Raw genomic sequence first — 19,069 nt, forward strand, 5'->3', positions numbered from 1 at the left:
GCAATCTCTTTATAATTTAAGAATGCTGATACGGGGGTGAAGATGTTGAACAAATACCGGGACCGTGCCGGGGCTGGCGATATCCTAGCGGAAAATTTGGCGGGAAAAAATATACAAAACGCAGTAGTGCTGGGCATCCCCCGGGGTGGTGTGGTTGTAGCCGCCAGGGTGGCCGGTAAACTCGGGTTGCCTTTGGATATTATCATTCCACGCAAGATTGGTTCACCCCTTAATCCGGAGGCGGCTATAGGCGCCGTAACACAGGACGGCACCATACTGGTTAATCATTATGCTGCATCGTTGCATCGATTGGATAAAGACCAGATTCAAAAACTGGCCGAAGAACAAATTGCCGAGATTAAACGCAGGATGATCAAATATCGCGGGCAGGCTGAGTACCCGGATTACCGGGGTAAAACGATAATTCTCGTCGATGACGGCATAGCCACCGGATTTACCGTAATGGCAGCCATCAGGTCAATTAAAAAAATGTTTTCACCACGGAAAATAATTTTGGCGGTGCCGGTGGCGCCCGCTGACACAATCAATAATTTTAAAGAAGAGGTTGACGATGTGGTATGCCCGCTGGTGCCGGAAGATTTTTATGCCGTGGGCCAGTTCTATCAAAACTTTGACCAGACGACGGATCAAGAAGTAATCGACCTTCTGCATAAAAGTGGGGACTTTAAAGAACAATTAAAGCAGGAGGTGTATAGTTTGAAAACAATAGCCCTTGATGACGATCTGGCAAGATTAAAAACCAATCTGGAGAAGGAAGGCTACAGGGTAGTGGAAAGCTCCATGGCCGAACAAGCCGATGCATTTGTTGTTTCGGGCCTGGAAAACAATTTTATGAATATGCAGGACATCAGAACGCAAAAAAAAATAATTGACGCCAGCGGTAAAAGCATCCAAGAAATTATTGATGAGTTGCGGAATATCCCCTAAACCATATTGATGCAAAAGACGACATATGAAAAATCAAGCGAAAAAAGCCCGGGTTTGGTTTAAACCGTCCGGGCTTTTTCGTGCCGCATTTCATTGGCCACCTTTAACAATCCCTCGACAATGGTATTGGCCATTTTCATTACGAGATTGAGGCGGGTGTTTTGGAGCACCAGGTATTCCATAAACCCACCAACGTTGACAATCCCCGTTATATACATATGTCCGACCCGGGGAAGAGATTTGTTTACTCCTGCACCGGGCTGAAGAGAACCATCGCCGATGGTAATACAACCAACATTTTCAAGATTGCCAAGGCAGGCATCCAGGGCAATGATAAAAACATCATCATTGTTTTTGTGAATCTCATCCAGGCAATCCTGAAGGTTTCCGGCATGAACCGGGTGATCCAGCGTACCATAGATTTGAAATAGTTGTTGTTGCTCGCAACTTAGCCGGGTACCGACCAACGGACCCAGGCAATCGCCTGTGGACCTGTCGGTACCGATGCAAAGTAAAATTACAGGACGGTTGTCGGGGATGTTATACCGAACCAGCATTTTCATAACGGCGTGATGTATTTTTTCTATGGCAAGCGGATCTTCCACGTGAATTCGGTTATTCTTCACAGTATTTAGATTAATTTGATTAAAAACAGCCATTATTTTCACCCCTTAAAAACAAACAATTAATATATTTATTCCCTTAAACCAGGTACATTATTCCGGTTGTTGTAAAAAATCAGTTAATTGAAGCATACAATCAACTAAACGCTGGAGGTGATCGAACCTGGAAAGACAAGGTGATATTTCAATATTAAAGATTGCCACAATGTATATAGGTTCTGTTATAGGAGCGGGCTTCGCCTCGGGCCAGGAAATTTCGCAATTTTTTATCGTCCATGGCGGGAACGCATTGCGTGAGGTCATTTTAGTTACCTTACTGTTCAGCTACCTGGGAGCCTCCATTCTTTACCTGGCCGTTAAATTAAAAACAAATAATTATTTAAGCTTGATTAATAGATTATTGGGAAAAAAAGCCGGTTATTTCTTTGACTTGTTGAGCATGGCGATGCTTCTGGGGGGCTTGAGTGTAATGTTTTCGGGCAGCGGAGCGGTATTTGAGGAACATCTGAAAATTGACGCCTGGCTGGGTATAGCTCTGGTGGCACTAATCAATGGCGTGGTAATGCTAAAAGGGCTGCATGGAGTACTTTGGATAAACGCCATTCTGGTACCGGTTAAAATTACTGCTATTTTTATTTTATGTTTATTGGTAATCCATACTCAAAATAAAACCGGTTGTCTACCCGATCCGGGACAGCCGGTTGAAAAGATCTTTAGGTCCTGGGTTTGGTCCGGGATATTATATGTGTCTTATAATATGATGTTAGTGCTTGCGGTGCTGGCGACACTGGGAAAAAGCATATCTATTACAAAAGCGGCGGCCGGCGGAGTGATTGGGGGGGTTGGCCTGGGGTTGACAGCAGGTATCATGTGCTTGGCCGGAATTGCCCTGTGGCCAAAGATACTGGCCTATAAGGTACCAACCATATACATGGCCGGAATGATTCATGAGTCTATTAAATTACCGATTGGATTATTAATTTGGCTGGCAATACTAACCACTGCGGTGGCCAATACGCACGGGCTGGCTGCCCGGATAGCCGCCCCGGGGAGCATTAAGTATAAATTAGCCGGTCTGTGTGTTACATTGCTGGCCATACCGCTTTCGCTGGTTGATTTCGATCGCCTGGTGAACACCATATACCCGGTTTTCGGGTACGCCGGATTGGTTATCATAGCCGCTTTATTGTTGGCGCCACCGGCGATGGCCTTTATAAAAAGGAACAATTAATCTTGAGGTTGTAATATAATATGGTAGGTAATAATCAAAATTGCGAAAAGAACGGAAGAAACTGCCTGAGTACAAAAAATAATAGGCAACACTTTTTCTTGGAAGGCAAAGGATTAATCTTCCTTTTCAGGCAGGGAAAAAAATATTACCAGCGAAAAGTTAAACTCATTGGAGGGATTTAAATAATTAATGAACTGGCTGGATTGGCTGCTCATGATCATTATCGGGTTGTCCGCCCTGCAAGGTTTGCGAACCGGTTTAATTGCAGGGGTTTCCAGGCTGTTAGGCCTGGTGGCCGGGATAGCTGCAGCCTATACCTGGCACCGCTCGTTGGCCCTCTATTTCGACAGGCAGTTGGGTTGGGGGGACAGCGTGGCGAACTTTTTATTGAAATGGCTTCCGCAGCCGCTATTACAGGGAATGGCCGGCAGTTTATCCTTAACTGATCTAAAACAGTTTATGCCTATTAAAGGGATGCAGAAAGGGGCTGCCGTGGGGAGGGATATACCGGCCGGCCTGGCAGACCTGGCGCACCAGCTGGCCCTGTCGTTACTGGAGTTGTTTTCATTTATTGTTTTATTAATTGCCATTACTATGGTTGTTTCCATGATTTTTAGAATATTTTCCGGTGTTATTGCCGTGACACCGTTCGGACCCCTGAATCGCCTCGGAGGTTTGGTCCTGGGCCTGGCCCGGGGAATATTAATCGTGCTGGTTATAGTTATGCTCTTACAGCAGTTTATGCCGGCTGGCGCGGGGGAAAACGGCATGCTGGGGCGTGCTGCCGCAAACTCAATTTTTATGCCATATGTTCGCCAGGCGCTCGATTTGCTCAATCTTCATTTTCCCGGCTTACCACCAGCGGGTGGCCTTTAAAGGCCGTGGTAAGTAAATATGCTTAATCCGGCCATAATAAGTGCAATAAACGAAATGATGGAGGGTTGTATATGACTGAAAAGAGCCACCTGGCCTATAGCAGAAAAATAGCCTGGGAACACTTGAGTGAACAAGAAAAGCAGGCCGTAATGGACATGGGTGAAAACTACAAGCTCTTCATAAAACGGGCCAAAACGGAACGGGAAACTGCTTTATTAATTAGGGAGTATGCTGAAAGCAGGGGATTTGTCTCACTGGACAAAATACAGAGACCACTTAAGCCCGGCGATCGTGTTTACCATGCGGTACGAGGGAAATCTTTTATCATGGCGGTGCTGGGGGAGCGCCCGCTCACGGAAGGAGCCAACATTATCGGCGCACACGTGGACAGCCCACGCCTCGATCTAAAAGTACACCCTCTTTATGAACAATCGGGGCTGGCTCTCTGGGATACACACTATTACGGTGGCATCAAAAAGTATCACTGGCTGGCGTTGCCGCTGGCATTGCACGGTGTTGTTCATAAAAATGACGGCACTAAAATAGATATCTGCCTGGGCGAAGAAATCGACGATCCCGTTTTCACCATTACCGATCTATTACCGCACCTGTCCAAAGACCAGATGGAAAAAAAATTATCCGAGGCTTTTCCCGGTGAAAACCTGAACGCCCTGTGCGCCAGCTTACCGCTGAAAAACACAGAGGTTAAAGAAAGGGTCAAGGAAACGGTGCTGGGTATCCTGAACAACAAATACGGGATTATTGAAGAGGACCTGGTCAGCGCGGAATTATCCCTGGTGCCTGCACTAACGCCACGAGATGTAGGGTTGGACCGGTCCATGGTCGGAGCCTACGGGCAGGATGACAGGGTTTGCGCTTACGCCCTGCTCATGGCCATCGGTGGCATTAATAACCAGACCCGCACGGCGGTGGGGATATTTGCTGACAAGGAAGAAATTGGTAGCGTGGGCAATACCGGCATGGAATCAGCATTTTTCACTAATTTTATTGCCGAGTTATTGGAAAAAAGCGTTAAACACTATAACGAGTTGTTACTGAGAAAAATGCTGAGTTCTTCTGCTGCACTTTCTGCCGATGTCAATGCGGGGCTGGATCCGAATTTTGAAGATGTAATGGAAAAGAACAACGCCGCCCGGCTGGGGTGCGGAGTGGTACTGACCAAGTATACCGGCACCGGCGGAAAAAAAGGGGCCAACGACGCTCACGCTGAGTATATGGCACGGGTGCGGAGAATTTTTAATCAGAACAACGTTATATGGCAAACCGGGGAATTGGGAAAGGTGGACCAGGGCGGCGGAGGTACCATCGCCTATATGCTGGCTGCCTACGGCATGGATGTGGTTGACTGCGGAGCGGCTCTGCTGGGGATGCATTCCCCCTTCGAGGTAAGTCATAAGGCCGATATTTTTATGATGTATCGCGGTTACCAGGCGTTTTTACAGTCTTGAATCCATGTACCGGGAGTGACGGGCCATGCTGGTGAAATATAATATCGGGGATATTGTAAAAATGCGTAAACCCCACCCCTGCGGCGGTGATGAGTGGGAAGTAATGCGCACCGGGGTGGACTTTCGCATCAAGTGCACCACTTGTGGCCGGGTGCTGCTGTTGCCCCGGCCCAAATTTGAAAAAAGCGTTAAAAAAATCGTGGCGTCAAAAGCGACGGATTAAATTAACAATTATTCCTTGCCCCAATTGCATTTATGTGCTATAATTTTAGAGTTTAAAATATAATATGTGGCCTACCCTGCTCTACATGTGACCGGTTTTAGTGGTCAATAGTTTTCCAAGACGAATACTATCAGGCAATGTAAAGGATGTTGGTGTTGCCTGAATTAACCGGCGACTGACCACTGACGACCGACCACCACTAAAAGTAGGGCCTTATGTCCACAGGGAGGAGGTGAACATCGTGCGTCAGTACGAACTGGTATTCATCATCAGGCCTGACCTGGAAGAGGAAGCCGTTGAGGCCGTAATTGAAAAAGTCAAGGCACTGGCTGAAAACAATGGCGCCGAGGTAACCAAGCTTGACAAGTGGGGCAAGCGGCGGCTGGCCTATGAGATCAAGCATGTCCGGGAAGGTTACTACGTGGTGATGAATTTTAAAGGAGAAGCCGCGGTCGCCGCAGAACTTGACCGGGTGCTGAAAATAACCGATGAAATTCTGCGCCATATCATTGTGCGTGATGACGATAATTAAAGATTAAAAGATACCAGTTAAATATTAGGAACACCAGGGCGGTGAGAATATGTTGAATAAAGTTATCCTGATCGGCAGGCTGACCCAGGACCCCGAACTGCGTTATACTCCCAACGGAGTACCGGTGGCCAGGTTTACCCTGGCGGTGGACCGCCAGTTTTCCAACCGGCAGGGAGAAAGGGAAACCGATTTTATCAATATTGTGGTTTGGCAGAAGCTGGCGGAAACCTGCGCCAATCACCTGAGCAAAGGCCGCTTGGTGGCGGTGGACGGCAGGCTGCAAATTCGTTCCTATGACGATAACCAGGGGATTCGCCGCAGGGTCGCCGAAGTTGTGGCCAACGATGTGAGGTTCCTGGACCGGCCGAAGGATGCCCAGGGGTCATTAGGCGGAGGAAGCCATCTCACCGAAGGTGAAAGTTTCGGCAGTGAAATAAGCTTCAACGAGGAGGAAATCCCGTTCTAGGAGGGAAGGAAGATGAAACGTGAACGCGGGCGGCGCGGCAAGAAGCGGATTTGCAGCTTCTGCGTGGATAAATTGGAAAAAGTAGATTACAAGGACGTGCCCCGTTTAAAAAAATATATCACGGAAAGGGGTAAAATACTGCCCCGGCGAATTTCCGGCAACTGCGCCCGGCACCAGCGGATGCTGACGGTTGCAGTGAAAAGGGCGCGCAACATTGCGCTGCTGCCTTTTACTGTTGAGTAAATAAAAAAACTGAGCAGCAACAGGGGAACAGAGAGGGTTCCCCTTCCTTTATTCTTGGGACATGGCACGACGGGTAACAAATAACATTGTCGGACCGGGTGAACCGGGGAGGAAAAGCTCTGTTTAGTGCAGAACTATAAGTTGGATTTCAGCCTTTGAGGTGATCCTTTGGTTTTCAAAAATGATTCACCGGTTTTGATTGAAACCGCAATCGTCGCCGCCGTCATGGCCCTGCTGGGACTACTGGGCCTTTATCTTATGCCGGCGTTTTATCTGGCTACATTATTGCTCCCGGTGCCTCTGGCCTACCTGATCATCAAACGGAACCTGCTGTACGGCCTGCTGGCGCTGGGCGTAACCGCGCTGATGCTGTCTTTCGCCATTAGCGGGATAAAACCCGTATTTTTGTTGCTCCTGCAATTTGGACCGGTGGGAATTATTATTGGCCTGCTTTTAAAGAACAAAGTTGCGGTGGACAAGAGCATGGCCGTGCTGTTTTTCTGGGCGCTGGCGGTGACCGGAATAAATTTGTTGTTCAGTTTTGTGCTCAGCGGTTCCGGTTTGTCCAGGATAGCGACGGAATTTAATACCACCATGGAACAAATGTCCCAGTTTTACCTGCAAAGCGGCTTGATGGATGAAGCAGGCCGGCAGGAATTTCTTGAGGTCTCCCAACAAGCGGGTAGGCTGGTGAGGGAATTGTTGCCCGGCGGTATGGCCGTGTGGACCATTATTATCACCATATTCACCTATTTTATCACCAGGCACCTGGCTCGCGGCCTGGGCTATAACGTTTCCGGCAATTTACGTTTTACGGAGTGGCAGTTGCCCTGGTATTCCATCTGGCTGGTCATTGCGGGCCTGGCGCTGACCATGGCGGGGGAGGAATTTTCCCTCGAACTGGTGGGAATTGCCGGCAAGAATATTTTGTATATCTCGGTGTTTATTTTCTTGATCCTGGGTACGGCCGTGCTGGCGTATTTTATACGGGTATGGAAAATTTCCACGCCGGCCAAGATTTTTATTATTATCGCTATGGTCCTGTACTTGCCGCTGGCAGCGGCGATTATTTTGTCACTGGGTGTGGTGGACCCCGTGGCCAACTTGCGTCGGTTACCAGTTGATAATGATATGGTATCGAAAGGAGGCTCCGGTTAATGCAGGTAATTCTCCTTGAAGATGTGAAAAAACTCGGCCGAAAGGGCGATGTGGTCAAAGTGGCGGAGGGATATGCCCGCAACTTTTTGATTCCCAAGGGTTTGGCGGTGGAAGCCACCAAAGGTAAGATGAAAGACCTTGAGCATCAACAAAAGATTATGAATGAGCAAAAAAAGAAGATCGAGGAACAAGCCCGGGTCCTGGGGCGGCAAATGGACGGGTTGAAAGTGACCATTCAAACCCGTGTTGGTGACGCGGGGAAACTGTTCGGGGCCATCAACAACAAGGATATTGCCGAAGCCCTGCAAAAAAATCACGGGCTGTCCGTGGACAAGAAAAAAATTGTACTAAAAAATCCCATTAAATCGCTTGGTGAATACCCGGTCACGATCAAGCTGCACCCGGCTGTGCAGGTGCAAATTACCGTTGAGGTTGTGGCGGAATAAATATAAGCCGGATAAAGAACATCATCCTGGACAGCAAGGAGAATTGACAGCAATGAAAAGCTTTCTGGAGAAATTCAAAAACGTAAACGACTTTGGTTCCAGGGACAGGGAACAGGATCAGCTCAGGCGGCAGGTAAAATCATTGTACAACATTTTATCCGAGTTATACGGGTCCGATAAAATTGTGCTGCGGGCGGGGAAATTGAACGTGCTACAGATGATGCGGTCCGATTACCTGTCCGAGCAGGTGCTGGCCCTGCAGAAACTTGTCTTTGAGGATCCCACCCTTGATATATTGCCTGAATTGGAGGATATTCCGGGCATACTGGAAGATATTGAAAATGAAATAGCCGATATCATCGCCCGGCGCACGGTGGAAGACGACCTGGAGAAAAAAATCAATGAGCGGATGCAGCAAAAACACGAGGATTACGTGCGTGAAATCAAGATGCAAATCATCAAGGAAAACGCCGGCCCGGAAAATGCCCAGACGCTGAAAAAACTCGCAATTCTGGAAAAACTGGAGCGGAAAAGCCTGACCCGGTCGGCTCTGGAAGTGCTGCGCCCGTCCAGTATCAATGAAATCGTGGGCCAGGAGCGCCCGGTGCGTTCATTGCTCTCCAAGCTGGCGTCGCCATTTCCCCAGCACATTCTACTTTACGGCCCGCCCGGGGTGGGCAAAACAACCGCCGCCCGGCTGGCCCTGGAGGCGGCCCGTGCCATGAAACACAGCCCGTTCAGCGAGGACGCGCCCTTCGTGGAAGTGAACGGCACCACGCTGCGCTGGGACCCGCGGGAATCGACCAACCCGCTGCTGGGGTCGGTGCACGATCCCATTTACCAGGGAGCGCGGCGTGACCTGGCGGACAGCGGGGTGCCGGAACCCAAACCTGGCCTGGTGACGGAAGCACACGGTGGCGTGCTTTTTATCGACGAGGTTGGTGAGCTCGACCCCATCCTGCAGAATAAGCTGCTTAAAGTGCTGGAGGATAAACGGGTCTTTTTCGAATCATCCTATTATGACCCCACCGACAGTAATATACCCCAGTACATTAGAAAACTGTTTGAAGAGGGGGCGCCCGCGGATTTTATTCTAATCGGGGCTACCACCCGGGAGCCGGAAGAAATCAATCCCGCCATTCGTAGCCGCTGTACGGAAATATTTTTTGAACCGCTGACGCCCGCGGATATCCGGAATATCGTCAAGCAGGCCGCATCGAAACTGGGAGTTGCCATAGAAGAAGGCGTGGCGGATATCATTGCCGAATATACCATTGAAGGTAGAAAGGCCAATAATTTCCTGGCTGATGCTTATGCCCTGGCCTGTTACAGGGCGGGGGATGAAAACAATGTGGTGATCACCAAGGCCGATATTTACGAGGTAATCAAGGTTGGTCGCCTGACACCTTTTGTTAGCCGGCGTGCTTCGGAAAACCATGAAGTGGGTTGTATTTTCGGCCTGGGGGTGTCGGGGTTCCTGGGTTCGGCGCTGGAGATCGAAGCCATGGTGTTTCCGGCCCGGCGTAAGGACGGCGGTATGATTCGCTTTAATGAAACGGCGGGCAGCATGGCCCGGGATTCCGTATTTAACGCGGCTTCGGTACTGCGGAAGTTGACCGGGCGGGATATATATGATTATGACGTGCATGTAAACGTGGTGGGCGGCGGGCGGATCGACGGCCCGTCCGCGGGCGTGGCCATATTCATGGCGGTATACAGCGCACTGGAAAACCTGCCCATACCCCAGAACATTGCCGTCACCGGTGAGCTTTCCATCCAGGGCCGCATTAAGGCGGTGGGAGGCGTGCCGGAAAAAATTTACGGCGCCAAGCAATGCGGCATAAAAACGGTCTTCTTACCCCGGGAAAACGAAAAGGACATTCCCGCCGACACGCGGGGGGTGGAAGTGATACCTGTGGAGACGGTGGAGGAAATTATTAAACAAGTCTTCCCGCCAGTGTAATAAGAAGATCAACTGACTAAAAACGGGTGATACAGTTCATGTGGGATAAAGTGCCTCCCCATAATATAGACGCCGAGCAATCGGTGCTGGGCGCACTGCTATTGGACAACAGCGCCATTTCCAAGGTGGTGCGGTTTTTAAACCCGGAGGATTTTTACCTGGAATCCCACCGGGTAATTTTTAATGCCATCCTTGAACTGGAGGATAACGGCCAGGCTGCCGACCTGGTGACCGTCACGGAAAAACTGCGCCGCAAGGGCGAGCTGGAGAAGGTGGGCGGTGCCACTTACGTGGCCTCCCTGACCAATATCGCCCCCACCGCCGCCAACGTTGAATACTATGCCCGCATAGTCGAAGAAAAGGCCCTGCTACGCAACCTGATCAATCTAGCCGTTCGTATCGCCGGTATGAGCTACGAGGGCAGCGAGGACGCCGAGCGGTTGATGGAAGAAGCGGAAAGGATGTTGCTGGAGCTGGGTTCACGGCGGACATCCACCGTGTTTACGGAAATTAAAGACGTGTTACTGGACACGTTCAAACATTTCGAGTATTTATACAAGCACAAGGGCGAAATTACTGGCGTGCCCACAGGGTTCAAGGACCTGGACCGGATTTGCCAGGGACTTCAGCCAGGTGACCTGATCATAGTGGCCGGGCGCCCTTCCATGGGCAAAACCAGCTTCGGGATGTGCATCGCCTATCATGCCGCAGTAAAAACCATGAAGCCGGTGGCCGTATTCAGCCTGGAAATGTCAAAGGAACAGCTGGTGCAGCGGATGCTGTGTGCCGAGGCCATGGTGGACCAGCATAAACTGCGCAGTGGTTTTATTAGTGAGGGCGACTGGGCCAAGTTGACCCAGCAGGCCAGGGAGATGGCCAGGCTGCCCATTTTTATCGACGATTCGGGCGTACTCACGGTGCGCCAGATCAGGGCCAAGGCCCGCCGGATGCACTTGGAAAAGGGGTTGGCTTTAATCGTTATCGATTACCTGCAATTGATGCAGGGCAGCCGGCGCGCCGAGAACCGGCAGCAGGAAATAGCGGAGATATCACGGTCGTTGAAAGGGTTGGCCAAGGAACTGAACGTTCCGGTGTTGGCCCTGGCGCAGCTTTCCCGCTCAGTAGAGCAGCGCCAGGATAAACGACCAATCATGTCGGATTTGAGAGAAAGCGGGAGCCTTGAGCAGGATGCGGATGTGGTTATGTTTATCTACCGGGATGAGTATTATCACCCGGATACGGAAAAAGTCGGGATTGCCGAAATTATCGTGGCCAAGCAGAGAAACGGGCCCACCGGCACGGTGGAGCTGGCCTTCCTGAAGGAATTCACCAGATTCATGAACCTGGCCCGCAGGGAAAACGCCGGGGAATAGCCGGGTTGGACGGCCGCGAGGATATTCAAATGTATGTATGTTGTATACCGGTGAACGATTACTCAATTATCCTTGACAAAAACTTGTCCGGTTTGATAATATTGTAGTGCTGTGCTTTGATAAACCCGAGTACAATAAATTGATAAACGACTACACCCGGCGTACACTGATTAGTTGACTCAAACAGCAGCACGTTTGGGTTATTTTTATGTCGAAGGCACAAAATATTATTAGGAAAACGGGAGGTTTGCCCAAGTGTTGCATCACTATGATATTATTATTGTCGGCGCCGGACCCGCGGGGATATTCGCTGCCCTGGAGCTGGCCGCGAAGAGGGACGATTTGCGCATACTGATCCTGGAAAAGGGTCGCGATATCGATAAGCGTAATTGTCCTTCCCGGGAGAAGGGCGGCAGTTGTTTTAATTGTTCTCCGTGCTCCACCATTTGCGGATGGGGGGGCGCCGGCGCGTTCAGTGACGGCAAACTGACTCTCTCTTCCGAAATCGGCGGCAGCCTGGAACAGTACCTGGGTGAAGAAAAGCTCAATGAAATGATCAAATACATTGACAATATTTACCTGGAATTCGGCGCGCCGGAACAGGTCTTCGGGTTGGAACATCAAGAGGAAATCAAGGAATTTCAACACAGGGCCACCATGGCCGAGCTTAAATTAATTCCGGTTTCCATACGGCACTTGGGCACCGGCCGCTGCCAGGAAATACTGCAAAACATGCGGGATCACCTGGTGAAAAAAGGTGTTGAAATACGCACCCGGACAATGGTGGAATCAATCATCGTCGACGATGGTCGGGTAAAGGGCGTTCGCATTGATAACGGCCAGGAGATCACCGGCGACCACGTAATCCTGGCGCCGGGCCGGGAGGGTGCCGAATGGCTGGCCCAGGAAGCGTTCCGGTTGGGGTTGCAAACCGCGGTTAACCCCGTCGACATCGGTGTGCGGGTGGAAGTTCCGGCCGAGGTGATGGAACCGCTGACCAGGGTGTTTTACGAGTCCAAGTTGATCTATTATTCCCGTGCTTTTGACGACCGGGTCAGGACTTTTTGCATGAACCCGTATGGTGAAGTAGTGCTGGAAAACAACGACGGCCTGGTGACGGTAAACGGCCACAGCCACGCCTTCAACAAGACTGAAAATACCAACTTTGCCGTGTTGGTGAGTAAAACCTTCACTGAACCATTCCGGGAGCCGATCGCCTACGGCAAGTACGTGGCCAGCCTGGCCAACCTTCTGGGCGGCGGCGTGATTGTGCAGCGCCTGGGGGACCTGCTGGACGGGCACCGCTCCACATTGGACCGGATGAAAAAGAGCCTGGTGGTGCCCACTCTGAAGGAAGCTACGCCGGGCGACCTGAGCTTGGTGTTTCCGTACCGGCACCTGGTGGCCATTGTGGAAATGCTAAAGGCGATGGATAAAATTGCACCCGGGGTTTATTCCCGTTACACGCTGCTTTACGGGGTGGAGGTTAAGTTTTACTCTTCCCGGCTGGCTTTAAACAACAGCCTGGAGACGCAGATCAGAAACCTGTTTGCGGCTGGCGACGGCGCCGGTGTGACCAGGGGTCTGGCCCAGGCCTCGGTGGCGGGCGTGGTGGCTGCCAGGGAAATTCTTAACAGAATCCCCGGCCGTTAAATTATAGTGAAAAATTAATTTCCGGGATTTTAAGGTAAGGGGGTTACCGATGTCTACGGTTGTTTTAATAGGAGCGCAATGGGGGGACGAAGGAAAGGGGAAGGTTACCGATTTTCTGGCCCGGCGGGCCGATATGGTGGTACGCTACCAGGGCGGTAGCAATGCCGGTCACACCGTGGTGGTGAACGATAAAATTTACAAGCTGCATTTAATCCCGTCCGGCATCTTGTACAGCGACAAGATGTGCCTGATCGGCAACGGTGTGGTGATTGACCCCGGGGTGTTGCTGGAGGAATTGGATGTGCTGGAAAGCCAGGGCGTCAGCACCGCCAATTTAAGGATCAGTCCCCGGGCGCACGTCATTTTCCCCTATCACAAAAGAATAGACATGGCCGAAGAGGAGCGCAAAGGTAAAAGCAAAATCGGCACCACATGCCGGGGCATCGGTCCTGCTTACATGGACAAGGCTACCCGGGTGGGCATCCGCATGGTGGAACTGATTGACCGGGAAGAGCTGGCGGAGAAGCTGCGGGACGTGGTGGAGTTTAAGAACCAGCTGCTTACAGGGGTGTACGGCTCCAGCGATCAATTTGATTACCGGGAAATACTGGAACTTTACAGCGGGTATGGCGAGCGGCTCAAAAAATACGTGGCCAACGTGTCCATACTGGTCAATGAGGCTATCGACGGGGGGAAAAAGGTGCTGTTCGAGGGCGCCCAGGGCACACTGCTGGACATCGACCACGGCACTTATCCCTATGTGACTTCCAGTTCACCGATTGCCGCTTCCGCCTGCCTGGGCGCCGGGCTCGGCCCCACTAAAATCAACACCGTGGTGGGTGTGGCCAAGGCCTATATTACCCGGGTGGGTGAAGGGCCTTTTCCCACCGAACTGCACGATAAGCTGGGCGAACAGATCAGGGAGCGGGGACACGAGTTCGGTACCACCACCGGCCGGCCGCGCCGCTGCGGGTGGTACGATGCCGTAATTGCCCGTTATGCGGCCCGGATCAACGGTTTGAGCTACCTGGCCGTAACCAAGCTGGATGTGCTCACCGGATTGGAAACGTTGAAGATTTGCACGGGCTACCGGTATAAGGGCGAAATTATCACGGAGTTCCCCGACAGCCTGAAGGTGCTGGCCCGGTGTGAACCCGTGTACCGGGAATTCCCCGGCTGGCAGGAAGATATCTCCAATGTGAATGATTACAGCGAGCTGCCCCAAAACGCCAGGGATTACCTCAAGTACCTGGAAGATTTGTCCGGAGTGCCCGTGGCCATCGTGGGGGTTGGTCCCGGGCGGACCCAGACGCTGGTGTTGCACGACATCTTTTAAACTATTGTTTGCAGAGATACCCATGCCACAAGCGGCACCACCTGCTTTTATCGCGGGAGCAGCCCCGCCCGGGGCTGCTCCCCGTAACGTAAAACAATAACACGTTTAACAGAATAAGATTGTTGACATGTCGGCTAACTTAATGTATCATATAGAACTGTAAGACTTCAGTGAGCCATTAGCTCAGCCGGTAGAGCACCTGACTTTTAATCAGGGTGTCCCGCGTTCGAGTCGCGGATGGCTCACCAACGGCCCCATGGTCAAGCGGCCTAAGACACCGCCCTTTCACGGCGGTAACCCGGGTTCGAATCCCGGTGGGGTCACCAGCAAAAGGGCAGTTACTTTAAAAAGGTAACTGCCCTTTTCTCTATGCACTTTAGGAAACTATACCTGGCCAAATTATAGCCAGGGCAAAGGAATAAAGTACTAAAAGGCGCGCATTAAAGGGAACTGATTTAAAGCGCGCCTTTCTTGCTGGTAACCGGTACACGGCAAGGATTATCGAATATAGTTTTTTTGTTTCAGCCATTGCAGGATTTTTTCCGCACTTTGTTCAGGGGGTTCTCTGTCCGTTGCCACTGTTATTTCGGGATTTAACGGTTCCTCATAAGGATCGGATATTCCGGTAAAGTTGGCTATTTCACCCGCCATGGCTTTTTCGTACAAGCCCTTGGTGTCCCTTTTGATTAAAACATCCAGCGGGCATTTGACGAATACTTCAATATAATCACCAATCTCTGCCCGGCAGTATGACCGGATATCATTGTACGGTGAAATCAACGAAGCAATGACGATGACATTGTTGCGGGTCAACAGCTTGGCAATAAACGCCACCCGCTTGATGTTCACCATGCGGTCCTGTTTGGAAAAACCCAGGTCGGGGCTAAGGTTGCTTCTAATTGCGTCTCCATCCAGCAGTTCCACTTTAAATCTCATTTGTTTCATCTTTTTTTCCAGGATGTGGGCGATTGTGGTTTTGCCTGCGCCGCTCAAACCCGTCAACCACAGGGTAAATCCTTTTTGCACAACAGGCTCTCCCCTCTGTTCCAGTTATTTTCAATTACACACTTACCAAATTATGAGGCCGGAACCGGTAATGCCACCGCATGAGGTGTTTTAATATATAAATAATTAAGCGCCCCTCTGGGGCGCCGGTGAGACTTTGCTCGAATCATCCCTTTGCATTTGCTGTTTTGTACATATCTATCCTTCCTTGCTGCTTGATATAAGCCCTATTTGAGGTATTCAACATTAGCCCCTAAACTCCACGGAATATGTTTTATTGTAAAAATTGCTGCCCCGGTTTCTTGTGCCACATGCACTTCCTTTTCAAGCGTTTTGGTATGCAGGTTGTACTCGGCGACCCTGCTGCCCAGTGGTTTTTTCCCGTACTTGATCCAGAGTCCATACTCCCGGTACTTGGATTTTCTAAAGGCGGTAAAACCGACATAAGCTTTATTCCCGACTACTTCAATGCCCCGGCACCAGCCCAACAAGACCTTATAATCGCTGATTTTATTTAAATCTATTACCTCTTCCCGCCTTAAGTTATATTTGTTTACTATAACCGCATAGCCATCTGTTAACGTGAAGTAAATAAAATCATCTTGGACCAGCCCGTCGTGAGGCCCACCCTTGCTGATATTTAAATCTATTCTTTTTGTTTTATCCCCAAGGCAGATGGCGTCCTTTTGCAAATAGCGTGTGCACCATAGCTCCTCTTCCAGGAAAAATAGAAAGTTGGCATGTGTTTCACGTGGCTTGGTGGTGGGAACCAGCCTGTAGTCAACATCCCGGCTGAAGCGCTCCCAGGTGTTGGTGGTCCCCACATTATAATCGGCGATAATATCCCCGGTGTCATTCATAACTTGAATTATCTCGAGGCCGGTGTTACAAATATAAAATAAGTCATTGTGCACAGTTACGTGGTGAAGGTCATTGAAAGTAGGATGGCTGTAGATTTTTTTAATCTTGAGCCCGGGAAGTTCGTAAACAAGTATCTCCGTGTTGGTCGGTACGATAAAGCTATTTTTATCTAAAGTACCCGCCTTGAATAAAATACTGCCATCTTCGGCTATTCTATCAGGGGGTGAAATATACTTAACTTCTTTTACCAGTGTCCCGGTTTCCCAGTTGATGATTTGCAGGGCACATTCCTTGTACATAGTCCATTCGTCCCGCTTTAAATGATCTCTCTTGGGATAACCTAGCGTGAGAATAAAGTGCATACGTATCTCCTTGCCTGTTTTAATATTTCTATGGTCATTTCCATGGAGGCCATGGTCCAAATACCGGTTTTTTTACGGGCCATGATTACCGCTAAAACATTTTGCATAACCAGGGACAAAGCGGTGGCCGCGGCGACCCCTTCTTTCCCGAAATAGCGGGCCAGAACAAAATTTAAAATCAAATTCAACATCCCGCATGATATGCTGATTTTCATTAACGTCATATGTTGCCCGGTCATTTGCAGCATGTACCCGCAGGATCCGGTGACGGAGTTGATTAACTGGCCAATAAGTAAAAAATTCAGGGCCAGGATTCCACCGGCATATTGGGGTCCAAAAACTATACTTAGAACAGGTTTACCGAACAATAGTAATAAAATAAAAACCGGGAAGGAGAACAGTGCCCCGACGGTGGAGGCGTACCGGGCGACATAGGCCAGGGTTTGCAAATCTTTTTGGGCGTGATAATGGGCAATTAAGGCTGGTATAACCTGATTGATTATGCCCAGGGAAAAAACTGACGTAGCGGCCAGGTTGCTAACTGCGCTATAAATGCCCACCTCGAATGAGTTGGCGTGCATTCCCAGCACCAACACATCCATGCTGGAGATGGCCAGCAAGGAACCCCTGGTTACCATCATGGGTAGCGATTCCGCCAGGATGGCTGTTGCGTCGACCTTTTCCGCCGCCGTTTCCCAGTGTGCGGCTCTGCGCCGCAGGAGCAACAACCCTGCGGCCAGTGCGCAAAATACGCCCGTGCAAAAGGCGGTAAGCACACTCCGGATAGATGTAATGACTTTCAGACTTAAAATTGCCAGCGCTGCGAGTAATACCAGTTGTTGCAACACGGGCAAAAATGAAACGATCTTTAAGTCCTGCAAGCCGCGAAAAGTTTCCCTGACCAGCAGCAAACCGTTTTGCAGGGGAATCAATGCTACCCCGAAGGCCAGAATACCACCCAGCTCCGGGGAGTTGAAAACCTGCAAGGATAGTGGCCGCCTGGTGATCCAAATAATAAGTGCCGTAATGGCGGAACTGGCGATAATAATGCGCCAGGTGCTGTGCAGGATGCCTTTCAGCCTGCCCCAGTCCCCGGCACCGGCGGCGATGCCCACCAGTTTGACTGTTGACGCGTTGGTTCCCAATTGGGATAGTATCTCCGCCACGTTGCAGGTTTTTAAAAAAATTGCGTAGAGGCCGAAATTGGCCGGCCCCAGCAGGCGGGCCAACAGGATATTGTTGGCCGTCCCAAGGACCAGGCCGGCTGCCTGCCCCAATAAAACATAATAACTGCCGGTTAATATTTTTTTTTTAATTAGGGAATCTATTTTAATCACCGCCTGCGGAAAATTATCAGCCTGCCCTCTCACACTGCCAACCGGCGCAATAAGCCAAATCCAGCAAGCTATAGCCGAATTTGTTTACCCGTTCCTCATAAAGATTAGCGATATAGTTTATGTAGTAGCCTGAAAGAGGGTTATTTTGCCGTTTTCGCCACAGGTTGAAGTAATGTTCGTTTATGTCGCTGTGCATTATTTGCCTGGTGGGGTAATTTTCGATGCCCAGGAAGTCAAAAATCCGGCTTAAATAATGTCCCGGTTGTTTAACCAGGCCTTCATATTTGAGCACAAATAAATTATTCAAGTATTTGCAGTCCTCTTGAAACAGTTCGTGACAAACCAGCCAGTGTTTAATCAGTGAATGAGTCGTTCTTCTTTTACCCCATTTGAGGGTGGACAGAGTAACCGCCACGGGGTGCCTGAGGACAATAATGAAATAAGAATCGGGGAACAAACTTTGCAAAAACCTGGTTCTAATCAGGTTTGGAGGGGATTTTTCCAAAAGCAATGGTTTTGCGGTATCCCAGTACCTGCTCCATTCATTAAATAGTTTTTCCCTGTTTGCCCCGGAAACCAGTGGTGACATTTCAGTGAGATGCGCCACAGTTTGAAATCCGAACCTTCCGGCACCACCGTAGACATATGCCGGGGGATAAACCGATTGCAAATGTTGCCCTTCATCCTCGGGCACACCGGTGTCCTTAAACCCGCTGATCAGGGGATGATCCCGGAGACACTTGAAAAGCATCGATGTGCCGCTCCTGTGCAAGCCCCCGATAAAGATAAATTTATGACCCTCCAAGTAATCCACCCCCTGAGTTTAAATTATGCTATGGCGGATTAATTGTTACTGTTCTCGAATTTTCCCGGAGCTTTTTGGGACTGCCCGCCCGAACCAGGCGGTAACCACTTGGTAAAGTGACACGTACTATATATTTATAAAAGTTCGAGACAGGGGTGG

At 50.1% G+C, this 19,069-nt stretch carries 19 protein-coding genes and 2 tRNA genes; 16 read left to right on the forward strand and 5 right to left on the reverse strand.

What is annotated here, in order from left to right; genetic code table 11:
* Window positions 1-42: 42 nt before the first annotated feature.
* Window positions 43-948, forward strand: coding sequence for a YkuS family protein (locus tag IT084_RS00100; protein WP_195710034.1), 906 nt, complete (start codon window positions 43-45; stop codon window positions 946-948).
* 59 nt (window positions 949-1,007) lie between these two features.
* On the opposite strand, the gene yyaC is transcribed toward IT084_RS00100, so the two are convergent.
* A complete protein-coding gene (yyaC, locus tag IT084_RS00105) occupies window positions 1,008-1,607 on the reverse strand; it encodes a spore protease YyaC (protein ID WP_195710036.1) in 600 nt (199 codons plus the stop codon).
* 253 nt (window positions 1,608-1,860) lie between these two features.
* Here yyaC and IT084_RS00110 point away from each other — a divergent pair, with 253 nt between their 5' ends.
* From IT084_RS00110 to IT084_RS00180, 15 genes are all read left to right on the forward strand, one after another.
* A complete protein-coding gene (locus tag IT084_RS00110; RefSeq protein WP_195710038.1) occupies window positions 1,861-2,802 on the forward strand; it encodes a hypothetical protein in 942 nt (313 codons plus the stop codon).
* A gap of 189 nt (window positions 2,803-2,991) precedes the next feature.
* Complete coding sequence (locus tag IT084_RS00115; RefSeq protein WP_195710040.1) at window positions 2,992-3,678, forward strand: CvpA family protein; 687 nt, start codon at window positions 2,992-2,994, stop codon at window positions 3,676-3,678.
* Window positions 3,679-3,749: 71 nt separating this feature from the next.
* Window positions 3,750-5,147, forward strand: a complete 1,398-nt coding sequence (locus IT084_RS00120) for an aminopeptidase (protein WP_195710041.1) — start codon at window positions 3,750-3,752, stop codon at window positions 5,145-5,147.
* 25 nt (window positions 5,148-5,172) lie between these two features.
* Entirely contained in the window at window positions 5,173-5,370 is a 198-nt protein-coding gene (locus IT084_RS00125) for a DUF951 domain-containing protein (RefSeq protein WP_207744348.1), read from the forward strand.
* 241 nt (window positions 5,371-5,611) lie between these two features.
* Window positions 5,612-5,902, forward strand: a complete 291-nt coding sequence (rpsF, locus tag IT084_RS00130; RefSeq protein ID WP_195710042.1) for a 30S ribosomal protein S6 — start codon at window positions 5,612-5,614, stop codon at window positions 5,900-5,902.
* Between the two features lie 49 nt (window positions 5,903-5,951).
* On the forward strand, window positions 5,952-6,368 hold the full coding sequence (locus IT084_RS00135) for a single-stranded DNA-binding protein (RefSeq protein WP_195710043.1): 417 nt from the start codon (window positions 5,952-5,954) through the stop codon (window positions 6,366-6,368).
* Between the two features lie 12 nt (window positions 6,369-6,380).
* Window positions 6,381-6,611 carry a 30S ribosomal protein S18 gene (gene rpsR / locus IT084_RS00140; RefSeq protein ID WP_195710044.1) on the forward strand — a complete coding sequence of 77 codons (231 nt, stop codon included), beginning with the start codon at window positions 6,381-6,383 and terminating at the stop codon, window positions 6,609-6,611.
* 168 nt (window positions 6,612-6,779) lie between these two features.
* Entirely contained in the window at window positions 6,780-7,769 is a 990-nt protein-coding gene (locus tag IT084_RS00145; RefSeq protein WP_195710045.1) for a DUF2232 domain-containing protein, read from the forward strand.
* A complete protein-coding gene (gene rplI / locus IT084_RS00150) occupies window positions 7,769-8,215 on the forward strand; it encodes a 50S ribosomal protein L9 (RefSeq protein ID WP_195710046.1) in 447 nt (148 codons plus the stop codon). The genes IT084_RS00145 and rplI overlap by 1 nt, the downstream gene beginning before the upstream one ends.
* Window positions 8,216-8,267: 52 nt before the next feature.
* On the forward strand, window positions 8,268-10,178 hold the full coding sequence (gene lonC, locus IT084_RS00155; RefSeq protein ID WP_195710047.1) for a Lon family ATP-dependent protease: 1,911 nt from the start codon (window positions 8,268-8,270) through the stop codon (window positions 10,176-10,178).
* A 38-nt stretch (window positions 10,179-10,216) separates the two neighbouring features.
* Window positions 10,217-11,551 carry a replicative DNA helicase gene (gene dnaB / locus IT084_RS00160; RefSeq protein ID WP_195710048.1) on the forward strand — a complete coding sequence of 445 codons (1,335 nt, stop codon included), beginning with the start codon at window positions 10,217-10,219 and terminating at the stop codon, window positions 11,549-11,551.
* Window positions 11,552-11,806: 255 nt separating this feature from the next.
* Window positions 11,807-13,204, forward strand: a complete 1,398-nt coding sequence (locus IT084_RS00165) for an NAD(P)/FAD-dependent oxidoreductase (protein ID WP_195710049.1) — start codon at window positions 11,807-11,809, stop codon at window positions 13,202-13,204.
* Between the two features lie 49 nt (window positions 13,205-13,253).
* Complete coding sequence (locus tag IT084_RS00170) at window positions 13,254-14,540, forward strand: adenylosuccinate synthase (protein WP_195710051.1); 1,287 nt, start codon at window positions 13,254-13,256, stop codon at window positions 14,538-14,540.
* Between the two features lie 172 nt (window positions 14,541-14,712).
* Window positions 14,713-14,788, forward strand: a tRNA-Lys gene (locus tag IT084_RS00175).
* 2 nt (window positions 14,789-14,790) lie between these two features.
* Window positions 14,791-14,866: transfer RNA gene (locus IT084_RS00180), tRNA-Glu, on the forward strand.
* A gap of 172 nt (window positions 14,867-15,038) precedes the next feature.
* Here the strand turns inward: IT084_RS00180 and cysC are convergent.
* From cysC to IT084_RS00200, 4 genes are all read right to left on the reverse strand, one after another.
* A complete protein-coding gene (cysC, locus tag IT084_RS00185) occupies window positions 15,039-15,590 on the reverse strand; it encodes an adenylyl-sulfate kinase (protein ID WP_195710767.1) in 552 nt (183 codons plus the stop codon).
* 182 nt (window positions 15,591-15,772) lie between these two features.
* Window positions 15,773-16,768, reverse strand: coding sequence for a hypothetical protein (locus IT084_RS00190; protein WP_195710053.1), 996 nt, complete (start codon window positions 16,766-16,768; stop codon window positions 15,773-15,775).
* Window positions 16,747-18,105: an oligosaccharide flippase family protein gene (locus tag IT084_RS00195; RefSeq protein WP_195710055.1), complete on the reverse strand. Its 1,359-nt coding sequence runs from the start codon at window positions 18,103-18,105 to the stop codon at window positions 16,747-16,749. Before IT084_RS00195 ends, IT084_RS00190 begins: the two co-directional genes overlap by 22 nt.
* A 16-nt stretch (window positions 18,106-18,121) precedes the next feature.
* The gene (locus IT084_RS00200) at window positions 18,122-18,910 is read right to left on the reverse strand and encodes a sulfotransferase (RefSeq protein ID WP_195710057.1); all 789 of its coding nucleotides are present in this window, start codon (window positions 18,908-18,910) and stop codon (window positions 18,122-18,124) included.
* Between the last annotated feature and the right edge of the window lie 159 nt (window positions 18,911-19,069).

It is taken from the genome of Desulfallas sp. Bu1-1, from assembly GCF_015594625.1.
In the GTDB taxonomy this organism is placed as follows: Bacteria; Bacillota; Desulfotomaculia; order Desulfotomaculales; family Desulfallaceae; genus JADNRQ01.